Source organism: Nonlabens sp., assembly GCF_047636915.1.
In the GTDB taxonomy this organism is placed as follows: Bacteria; Bacteroidota; Bacteroidia; order Flavobacteriales; family Flavobacteriaceae; genus Nonlabens.
Map to the genome: position 1 here is coordinate 1 of NZ_JBLIGN010000081.1, position 11,273 is coordinate 11,273.

The 11,273-nt window shown below is 37.3% G+C and carries 8 protein-coding genes; 6 read left to right on the top strand and 2 right to left on the bottom strand.

Going from position 1 to position 11,273, the window contains the following annotated elements; genetic code table 11:
* Positions 1 to 34: 34 nt before the first annotated feature.
* From ACJAT0_RS10725 to ACJAT0_RS10750, 6 genes are all read left to right on the top strand, one after another.
* Complete coding sequence (locus tag ACJAT0_RS10725) at positions 35 to 1,024, top strand: aspartate-semialdehyde dehydrogenase (protein ID WP_415181643.1); 990 nt, start codon at positions 35 to 37, stop codon at positions 1,022 to 1,024.
* Between the two features lie 109 nt (positions 1,025 to 1,133).
* On the top strand, positions 1,134 to 2,393 hold the full coding sequence (locus tag ACJAT0_RS10730; protein WP_415181644.1) for a T9SS type A sorting domain-containing protein: 1,260 nt from the start codon (positions 1,134 to 1,136) through the stop codon (positions 2,391 to 2,393).
* A 161-nt stretch (positions 2,394 to 2,554) separates the two neighbouring features.
* A complete protein-coding gene (locus ACJAT0_RS10735; RefSeq protein ID WP_415181645.1) occupies positions 2,555 to 4,717 on the top strand; it encodes a prolyl oligopeptidase family serine peptidase in 2,163 nt (720 codons plus the stop codon).
* 424 nt (positions 4,718 to 5,141) lie between these two features.
* Complete coding sequence (locus tag ACJAT0_RS10740; protein ID WP_415181646.1) at positions 5,142 to 6,680, top strand: choice-of-anchor I family protein; 1,539 nt, start codon at positions 5,142 to 5,144, stop codon at positions 6,678 to 6,680.
* 1,225 nt (positions 6,681 to 7,905) lie between these two features.
* On the top strand, positions 7,906 to 8,835 hold the full coding sequence (locus ACJAT0_RS10745) for an ABC transporter ATP-binding protein (protein ID WP_415181647.1): 930 nt from the start codon (positions 7,906 to 7,908) through the stop codon (positions 8,833 to 8,835).
* Positions 8,836 to 9,251: 416 nt separating this feature from the next.
* The gene (locus tag ACJAT0_RS10750; RefSeq protein WP_415181648.1) at positions 9,252 to 9,725 is read left to right on the top strand and encodes an LEA type 2 family protein; all 474 of its coding nucleotides are present in this window, start codon (positions 9,252 to 9,254) and stop codon (positions 9,723 to 9,725) included.
* A gap of 382 nt (positions 9,726 to 10,107) precedes the next feature.
* On the opposite strand, the gene truB is transcribed toward ACJAT0_RS10750, so the two are convergent.
* Entirely contained in the window at positions 10,108 to 10,815 is a 708-nt protein-coding gene (truB, locus tag ACJAT0_RS10755) for a tRNA pseudouridine(55) synthase TruB (RefSeq protein WP_374004154.1), read from the bottom strand.
* A 48-nt stretch (positions 10,816 to 10,863) separates the two neighbouring features.
* Positions 10,864 to 11,273: DnaJ domain-containing protein (locus ACJAT0_RS10760; RefSeq protein ID WP_415181649.1), on the bottom strand; the 410-nt coding region annotated here is incomplete at its 5' end.

An 11,273-nucleotide genomic window follows, 5' to 3' on the forward strand; every position in this document is an offset into this window, starting at 1 on the left:
CAGGCAATACTTTTACCACTTAAATTTCAAACTTATGAAAATAGCTGTTGTAGGGGTTACCGGTATGGTAGGCAAGGTGATGCTGCGTATCCTTGAAGAGCGCGATCTAACTATTTCTACGCTTATTCCTGTGGCCTCAGAGAAATCTGTAGGAACAGAAATAACCTTTAAAGGCAAACAAGTAAAGGTAGTAAGTATGAAACAGGCTGTGGAGATGAAACCAGATATTGCCCTTTTCTCTGCTGGTGGTTCTGTAAGTATAGAGTTTGCGCCTCAATTTGCAGCGGTAGGAACTACCGTTATTGATAATTCTAGTGCTTTTAGAATGGATGCTGATAAGAAGTTGATCGTTCCAGAAATAAATGCTAACTCTCTTACTAAAAAAGATAAAATCATTGCAAATCCCAACTGTTCTACCATACAATTAGTAGCAACGCTGGCACCACTTCATAAAAAATATGGAGTAAAAAGATTGGTGGTTTCTACCTACCAGTCTATTACAGGAACTGGTGTAAAAGCAGTAGAGCAATTAGAAAATGAATATGCCGGTAAAAAAGGACCGATGGCTTATCCTTACCAGATTCATAAAAATGCGATTCCTCATTGTGATGTATTTGAAGAAAATGGATACACCAAAGAAGAAATGAAACTCGTACGCGAAACCCAAAAGATTCTAGACGATAAAACTATCGCCGTTACCGCAACTGCCGTGCGCATTCCTGTGGTAGGGGGACATTCTGAAAGTGTCAACGTTGAGTTTAAAACTGATTTTATCGAGTCTGACGTAAGAAGACTGCTATCAGAAACTCCTGGAATAACGGTCCAAGATAATGTAGATGTTAATGTGTACCCTATGCCATTAACGGCTCAGGGAAAAGATGATGTTTTTGTAGGCCGTATAAGAAGAGATTATTCTCAACAAAACACAATCAATATGTGGATCGTTTCAGACAACCTTAGAAAAGGTGCTGCTACTAACGCAGTTCAGATAGCAGAGTACTTGATAAAAAACGATTTGATTTAAAACCATTGCAGTAACAAATCAACGCGTAATTTTTATTTAACTTTACGTGTTGAAGGTTTCAGTTATGACAAGAAAAGTACTCCCAGTTTTTTTTATTTCTTTTTGTCTAATGGCGCAAGGACAATTCTGGACAGAAACTTCATCAGGATTTACAGCTAATCTTACAGGATTAAGCAAGTTTCATGTAGTAGATGCAAATGTTGCTTGGGCTATTGCCTACGATGGTGTGAATACCTCAAATAACATCCAGCAATTTTCTAAAACAGATGATGCAGGATTGACTTGGACCGCAGGAGCTTTTGATTTGGGCGATCTTGATCTAGGAATAGCAGATGTAAGCGCAGTAGATACCAATACCGCTTTTGTGGCTGCTTATCCTAGACAGGTGGCACAACAAGGTGGCATCTGGAAAACCGTTGATGCTGGGGCGACTTGGGCGCAACAAACAGGAGCTGCTTTCAATAATGCAGCTAGTTTTCCAAATGTAGTACATTACTTTGATGCAAATAACGGCCTAGCGATAGGAGACCCTGCAAATGGATATTGGGAAATTTATATTTCTAATGACGGTGGTGACACTTATTCAAGAATACCTTCTTCTAGTTTGCCAGCGCCATTGAATAATGAATTTGGTTACTTATCTCAATTTGCTTATTCGGGTGATAGTATCTGGTTTACCACTAGCGCTGGACGCATGGTGCATTCATCGAATCGTGGAGTAACTTGGAATGTGTATCAATCGCCCTTAACTGATTTTGGTGGGACTGCTATCTTTGGTGATATTTCTTTTGCAACAGCCAGTCGTGGAGTGATCCAAAGTAATACAGGAAGTATATTTAAAACAACAGATGCTGGACAGACTTGGAATAACGTTGTGTTTTCTGGAACAGGTGCTCCTTATGGTGGTGCTATTGCTTATATTTCAGGAACGTTTCATATGGTAAGTGCTGGAGGCGAGGCAAATTTTGCTGGCAGTTCATACTCGCTCGACGATGGAATTACTTGGATCAATATTGATACGGATCAACACGTAGATAGTGCTTTTTTTAATGAGACTGTTGGATATAGCGGTAGCTTTAGTGATGTCATAAATAACCTAGGTGTTTTTAGATATACGGATACTGTGTTGAGTGAAACGCTGGTAACAGAAACATCAGAAGTGCGCTTGTTCCATAACAATCAGACAGAACAATTAGAGATTCTTTCAGGTTTACAATTTGAAAGTGTAAGGATTTATGATTTACAGGGCCGATTGATCACAACATCTAAATCAAATAATATAAGTACCTATCAACTTCAATCTGGTGTCTATATGGCTCAAATCTTTACAGATTCGGGACCTATAACCTCTAGATTTATAAAACAATAACGCCTATTTACCGCTAAACGGTGGATATAAATTGAATTATTCCATTGGTGTCCATTTGAAAATACAGGCATTGACACATTTGTAGAATGGTGTTTTTAAGGGTGTGAAACGAAAAAAGAAGCAATTTATATTTGATATTTAAACACTAAAATGATACAACTATGAAAAAATGGCTAATAGGAGCAGCAGTTTTAACGGTATTAATTTCCTGTAAGGAAGAAGATAAAAAAGAAGAAAGTATGGCAATGACTTATCCGCAATCAAAAAAAGTGGATACCGTAGATGTGTATCATGGTGTTGAAGTAGCAGACCCTTATAGATGGCTGGAAGATGATCGCAGTGAAGAAACGGGCGCTTGGGTAAAGGAGCAAAATAAAACGACTGAAGAATTTCTTTCTCAAATAACCTACAGAGATGAGATCAGAGAACGCCTAACGGAGATTTGGAATTATGAAAAAGTAGGCGCTCCATTTATGGAAGGAGCATATGCTTATTTCTATAAAAATGACGGGCTTCAAAATCAGTATGTTATTTATAGATATTTGAAAGATGGCGATCCAGAAACTGCTGAGGTATTTCTAGATCCAAATACATTTAGTGCGAAAGGAACGACTTCTCTAGGCGGTGCTAACTTTACAAAAGATGGTTCCTTATTTGCTTATTCCATAAGCGAAGGTGGTAGTGATTGGAGAAAAGTAATCGTGCTCGATGCAACTTCTATGAAACAAGTGGGCGATACGATTAAAGATGTAAAATTCTCTGGGATGTCATGGAAAGGAAATGATGGCTTTTTCTATTCCAGTTATGATAAGCCCGAAGGAAGTGAGTTAAGCGCTATGACAGATCAACATAGGTTGTATTATCATAAAATGGGAACGCCCCAAAGTGATGATCAAGTTATTTTTGGCAGTACTGCAGATCAGAAGTATAGATACGTAAGTGGCAGCGTCACTGAAGATCAAAAATATCTAGTCATCTCAGGAAGCACATCTACAAATGGGGGAAAGATGTGGATGAAAGAATTGAACATACCAAATGCACCTTTAGTAGCTGTAGTTGATAATTTTGATACCAATACGTATTTATTGCACAATGAAGGATCAAAATTATGGCTGGTCACTGATTATAAAGCGCCCAACCAGAGAATAGTCGCTACTGATTTTTCAAATCCTACTCAGGAAACTTGGACAGATGTGATTCCAGAAACAGAGCACGTACTTGCTCCGTCTACAGCGGGTGGTTATCTATTTACAGAATATATGGTAGATGCTGTTTCTCAAGTAAAACAATACAATTATGACGGGTCCTTAGTAAGAGAAGTAAAACTTCCAGGAATAGGAAACGTGGGTGGTTTTAGCGCAAAAGAAAAAGAAAAGACGTTGTATTATAGCTTTACCAATTATACGACTCCAGGAAGTATTTATTTGTATGACATTAAAGAAGGAACTTCAGAAGTATATCGCAAGCCAGATATCAAGTTCAACAGTGATGACTTTGAAAGCAAGCAAATTTTCTATACCTCTAAGGATGGTACAAAAATACCTATGATCGTCTCGCATAGAAAAGGATTAGCTTTGGATGGTAAAAACCCAACTATTCTTTATGGTTATGGAGGTTTTAATATCTCTTTAAACCCTGGTTTCTCTGTTACGCAAGCGGCATGGATGGATATGGGTGGTGTTTATGCGGTAGCAAACCTTCGTGGCGGTGGAGAATATGGTAAAAAATGGCATGATGCAGGGACTAAATTGCAAAAGCAAAACGTATTTGACGATTTTATTGCTGCCGGAGAATGGTTAAAAGAAAATAAATATACCGATACAAAACACCTTGCAATTCAAGGTGGATCAAATGGAGGGCTTTTAGTAGGAGCCACCATGACGCAGCGGCCTGACCTTGCAGGAATAGCATTTCCTGCTGTAGGAGTTCTTGACATGTTGCGTTATAATAAATTTACTGCTGGTGCAGGATGGGCCTACGATTATGGAACAGCTGAGGATGATCTAGAAATGTTTGAATACTTAAAAGGATATTCTCCATTGCACAATATCAAAGAAGGCGTTTCCTATCCAGCCACTATGATAACTACAGGCGATCATGATGATCGTGTAGTGCCTGCTCATTCTTTTAAGTTTGCTGCAGAGCTTCAATCTAAGCAGGCTGGAAAGGCACCTACTTTAATTAGAATAGAAACTGATGCAGGTCACGGTGCTGGTAAATCTACAGAGCAACAAATTCAAGAGAGAACTGATATTTATGCTTTCGGCCTTTATAATATGGGATATACAGAGCTTCCAGATGTAAAGTCTCAAGTGAAGATGTAAAATTATTTTATAAATTAGTTCAAGAACCCATGCTCCAAAGCATGGGTTTTTTTTATCCCTTTGCAATATTTTAAAAAGAGTATCATTTTTCGTTCTCAGAGCTTTTCAGATTTGATAGGACAAATATTGGAGTTATTGTTGGCGTTATACGGATTTGTTTGAGATGATTTTATAGAGTAAAATTTTTATTTTATCAGTTTTGATGCACCCTTTTCTATCAGTAAGCACCTCATTTATAAAATAGATTTAGACGAATATCAGCGATCCTGCTATTCATGTCTAGCTTGTGGAGATCTAAAATTGAATAGAAATCAATTCCTGTATCTCTTTACAATTAGTTAACTCATAATATACCATCTCATAAAATCTGCTTAACCTCATTAGGTTGCGTATAGCTTTCTTTTGTAAGTATAAAATTTAACAAATGAAAAATATTATTTATGCGCTCTGCGCACTTGCTCTATGGAGTTGTAATAATGATGACGACGCTGGTAGTTTTATAGCGCAATCTACAGAAGTGAATTTTCAAAGAGGAGCTACCATTCAAGTAGGTGGGGAAGGAAGTGCTGAAATAAGCGCTTATGATAAAGTAAGTAAAAAACTCTTTGTTATTAACGCAGCTGCTAATCAGGTAAACGTATATGACCTGACTGACCCTAGTATACCTGTTGAACAACCTGCCATAGTTCTAATGACTGGCGCACCGAACGGTGTTGCGGTGGGGAATGGAATTATTGCGGTAGCAGTAGAGAATGATAACAAACAATTAAACGGTACGGTTGTTACTTATGATATCGCAACTCAAAACCTTTTGAATACTTTTACCGTAGGAGCACTACCAGATATGGTTACTTTCACACCAGACGGATCAAAGATTATTGTTGCTTGTGAAGGAGAACCTAATGATGATTATACAATCGATCCAGAAGGAAGTGTAGGGATTATTGACGTGGCCACAGGAAACGTTCAATTACTGAGCTTTGCATCCTTAAATGGTCAGGAAGCAAGTTTGAGAAATGAAGGGGTTAGAATATTTGGTCCTGGAGCTACTGTTGCACAAGATCTAGAGCCAGAATTTATAGTTATTTCTGAGGACGGAAAAACGGCTTTTGTAACCTGTCAAGAAAACAATGCATTGGTAAGTATCGATATAGAAACAGTTGCGATCAATTATATTAAGGCTTACGGAACGAAGGATTACAATGATCCACAAAACAGTCTGGACGCAAGCGATAGGGATAACGCAACCGAATTAAAGAACTGGCCCGTACAATCCTTTTACCATCCTGATGGAATGGCGATTGTAAACGTCGGTGGTTTAGAATTAATCGTTACAGCAAATGAAGGAGACGCTCGTGATTATGATGGCTATTCTGAAGAAGAACGATTGAAAGATTTGATATTAGATCCAACTGCTTTTCCTGATGCAGCAACCTTACAGTTGGATGAAAATCTAGGGAGGCTTAAAGTAACCACTGCAAATGGTGATATAGATGGTGATGGCGATTATGATGTTATCTTTGGATACGGAGCTCGTAGTTTTAGTTTTTGGACCACTAGTGGAGACTTATATTATGATAGTGGTAACAGTATAGCTGTAAATACGCTTGCTATCAACCCTACAAGATTCAATGATGAAGATGGAAGAAGTGATGATAAAGGAGCAGAGCCAGAAGCAGTTGCTGTTTTAGAAATTAAAAGCAGTATTGCTAAATTAAGTCCAGCTAGCAATCGTTTTATACTCGCAGTTGCCATGGAACGTACTGATGGTGTCTTATTATATGATGTAACCAATCCAACTGATCCTGTATTTTTAACCTGGTTACAAGCTATGGGTGATGAAGCTCCAGAAAGTCTATTAATGATACCTCGTGAAGATAGCGGTAACGATAAGGCACTATTAATTGTGAGTAATGAAGACAGTGGCACGGTAAACATTTATCAAAATATGGTAACCGATTAGCAATACGCAACTAGGGTTTAAAAGACGAATTAAAAATATTAAGTATACCTAGATATCTCGATAAACGAGGTGCAGGTTCTTACAGCGCAACAGCTTCCAATTTATAAAGCCTTATAATAGACCCTTATGTGGCAGTTGAAATTTAAATTGATGTAAGAGGAGACTTTAAATAGAGAAACCCGTGTTGAAAAGCACGGGTTTTTTGTTATCGTGTAAAGAGGGTTGTAATGTTGGTTTTGTAAAAGAACAATAAAATAAAAGCAGGTAATCCCTTCTGATTACTTCTTTTTATTGATAGTAGCGCTTGTTACCACCTATTTGAATGAATAACCTAAATGACTCTCCAATTACACCCCTTAGAATGATGCTTTTTTCTTGTAGCTTTTGTTTGCCTTTTAGGCAACAGCACAAAACCAAGAACTCAACTCCTATATTCAAAAAGGACGTAGTCATTTTGGTAAGCCAGATTCTCTCAAATAGTATGGAGATTTACTCATTTCTTTAGAAGACGGCACTGCAAAAGCAAAAGTAATACGCACTGTAAATAAATTAGAAGGCGTTTTAATCCATAGATTACAGTTCTTGGTATGCGGCGCAGAATCAGATAGAAGACTTACATCTCACATCTTGCATCTCAAAAATCGTAAGAAGGGGCATTACAAGTTTATAAACTAGAGTAAATTGCTGCATACGGTTGGAGCAAGTATACTTTTACTGTAGCATCATATCAAAGCGCACAGCTCTCCAGTATCGATTCATTCCATCAAGTAGATTCTCTTATACAGTTGCATTATTTGATCCATAAGGACACCGCTTAGTTTTTTAAAAGAGGCTAAAATTGCGGTCATTAATAATAAAGTGACACCTGAAATTTCTAGATCACTAGAAATACAGAAATATTACTCGAAGTACACAACAGACATCTTCCACATGCGATCAGGCATCTCGATGGATGAAGAAGCAAGGACACTTTCGTATTTAATAAAGCTATGGTTTTGATCAGTTTATTTTGATAGATTTAGAAGTTTTTAGGTCAATTATGTCAGGAGAATTAAATTGAAATATTGCAGACTTGATCTTCATTTCAGAATTTATGCTTGCTACAGGCGGAACATCTATTAACATGAAGTTCAACATCAAGACGAGTAAAGACGTGCCCCTTTTTGCAACTGCTTTTTTATAAAATTTTAGCAGGTTCTTGCGGGTTGGTGACTACCTTTGTTGTATGCTACAGTTGATTAATATTAGTTTCGCTTTCGCGAAAGCGAAAACCTTAAAGAACATTTCCCTGAAAATAGAACAAGGCACGCATGTCGCTGTGATAGGAGAAAGTGGTTGTGGGAAAAGCACCTTGTTGGATATTGTTTACGGTTTGTTGCAGGCTAAAAAGGGCAAGGTCTTATGGAATCAAGAAGAGCTTTTAGGAGCCAACCATCATCTCGTACCTGGTCACTGTATGATGAAGTATGTACCGCAGGAATTTGACCTTATGCCATTTACAACTGTTTATGAAAATGTAGGGGAGTACCTTTCTATTCAGAACGATGATCGTAGAAATCGCATTCTAGAATTGCTTGATGTAGTGGATATGAGAGACTTTATAGACCGCAAGGTAAAAACTCTTTCTGGCGGGCAAAAACAACGTGTAGCGATTGCAAAAGCACTTGCTCAAGAGCCTCAATTATTATTGCTAGACGAGCCGTTCTCACATATAGATAATTTTAGAAAAAATGCGCTACGTAGAAAACTTTTTGATTATCTGACCCTAAAAAACATCAGTTGTCTAGCAGCCACTCACGATCATGATGATGTGCTTTCCTTCTGCCATAAGACGGTAATTATGAAAAAGGGAGAGATAATAGATTTTAGACCAACTTCACAGGTTTATGGAACCCCTAAAAATGTGTATACAGCTTCTTTGTTTGATGAGGTAAATCTGATTCCTAAGGAATGGTTAGAGACTGCTGCAGATCAGATTCTGTATCCGTACCAATTGATCGTTGCTGATAAAGGCTTTAAAGTAAAGGTGAAACAATGCTTTTTTCAAGGAGCTGATTATCTGATAGTAGCCTTGAAAGATGAAAAAGAAGTGTTTTTTAGATCAAAAGAGGCTATTTCAATCGGTGCAGACGTATTTCTAACGTCCATATTATAAGGCAGAGACGGGATTTAAGTTGGCATCCACAAAGCTATCATCGATTTTATATTCCTAGAAGTATCACTGGATAACATGTGGTTCAAAGAATTGGACCTATATGTAAAAGTAAATTTCAAATTTGTCTAGCATCCACAACGTATAAAGGTCGTAAAACTGATGTTTGAAGATATACTTTACTCCGTACAGACCCAATAATATACCACTACATAATCGCGCAGATTTCCCGGTGCTACAAAACCTTTAATAGGCTTTATTTATTCTCTTACTTGTCATTCCAGAAAACTTGGTGAGAGAATAATGTACCGGTAAAGAAGAAACGTTTTTCAAATTTATCTGGCATCTGTGCATCATATCTCAGAGAATGTGACATTCTCAACCTTCTTACCTTATTATATTTGCACAAACTCCTAACCATGAAAAAGCTTTTTCTCTTATTCACAATTGTATTCCTAAGCTCTTGTGATTCTCCGTATGAAGAGATAGTTTTTGTAGAAATAAAAGATGTCCAGATAGAAAAAGCGGCGGGAAATCAGTTAGACATTGTAGCGACTTGTGTCTTATATAACCCTAATAGTCTAGGGTTAAATCTTAAGGAAGCAGATTTTGATGTGTATATAAGTGGTAAAAAAGCAGCGGAAATACATCAACAGGAAGACGTGGTTATGCCTGCTAACTCTGAGTTTGAATTTTCTATAAGAACCTCTGTAAATCTTACAGATATTCATGGAGATCAAGGAATAGGAATTCTAGGAGCAGCGCTTCAATTTTTGAGCAGCCAGAAAGTGGATGTGAAGTATCAAGGAACCATTATAGTGGGCAAAGGAGCGGTTAACTTTTCTGTACCTGTCCAAGATAGTTTAAGTGTTCCGGTAAAGTTTAATTTTTAAAGGCACATCACCTATTATAACTCTGTCAATTTCACTGTCAGAATATTCATCTGGAACACTCTTAATTTGTTTTCTGAATTTTAACCTGTAAATTTAAACTTAGATCTATAAGTATCTTCCTTTTGATAAATTCCATTGGTCCGGTACTAACTTTCCTTATCTGCGAGAAGGTGCTTTTGTGTATCCTATCAGAGATGATTATCTCATATCAGATACAATCACATAATTTTCGGAGATTATCCTAGTATTTCGGCTACCATAATGACAGCTTACGAGTAGATCTTTTTTTAAAGGCTTTTCTTTTTGAGATAGACGGTTTCATCATGAGAATAAACTTTGTGCGTTTTATTTTCAGCAATAAAATTCGTTCCTTATAAAGGTATTATTCTTGAGATTCTGTTTTAACTAATTCCTCAAAACTTTCAATACTCATGGCGTTATCCACACGATAATTTCCTATCGCAGTTCTTCTCAAAGCAGAGAGATGTCCACCATTATTCAAAGCGGCACCAAAATCGTGAGCAATAGACCTGATATAAGTCCCTTTACTACAGGAGATTTTAAAATCTACTTCTGGAAGATTGATTCTAGTTATTTCAAATTCGTGAATTGTAACTGGTCTGGATTCAATTTCAGTGGTTTCGCCAGCACGTGCTAATTCATATAATCGTTTGCCATCTTTCTTTATAGCAGAAAAAATAGGCGGCTTCTGCTGTATTTCTCCGGTAAATTGTGCTGTAGTTTCTTTGATCAGGTCCTCGGTAAGTTGATCTAACGGGAAGGTTTGATCCACCTCCGTTTCTAAATCATAACTAGGCGTTGTGCCTCCTAAAGTGATCGTACCTGTGTATTCTTTTTCTTGCGCCTGGTAGGTGCTAATATTCTTGGTTTCTTTTCCGGTACAAATAATAAGTAAACCACTCGCTAACGGATCTAACGTACCTGCATGACCTACTTTTATTTTCTTGATTTTGTATTCTTTTCTAATCAACCAGCGCAATTTATTCACTACTTGAAAAGAGGACCATTCTAATGGCTTATCGACGAGTAATACTTGACCGGTGAGGTATTTGTTTTCTAGATCTTGCATGATTGTAAAAAGATAATTAAAAAGTTTGAAATTACGCTGTATGGACTTTTAACTCATCCCACGTTCCTTGCGCACGGTTTCATAAGCATCTTGCACTTTATTGAATTTCTCTTGAGCTCCTTTTTTATAAGCTTCATCCATATCCATTAATTTATCAGGATGGTATTTCTTAGCCATGGTTCTGTAAGCCTTTTTTACTTCGTTATCAGGAACAGACTTATCGATCTCCAGAATCTTGTAAGCATTATCTTGATCTTTTACAAACATGGCTTTTATCGATATAAAATCGCGCTCTGTAAGTCTTAAATTACGAGCGATCTCATAAATGACGCGTATTTCTGCTTCACTGATATGGCCATCTGCTTGTGCAATGCCGAATAAGAAATGAAGAATTTGTAAACGGGACTCATATCTAGTTCTCGCATTGAGGTAATTACAGATACTTGCTGCTTGTACTT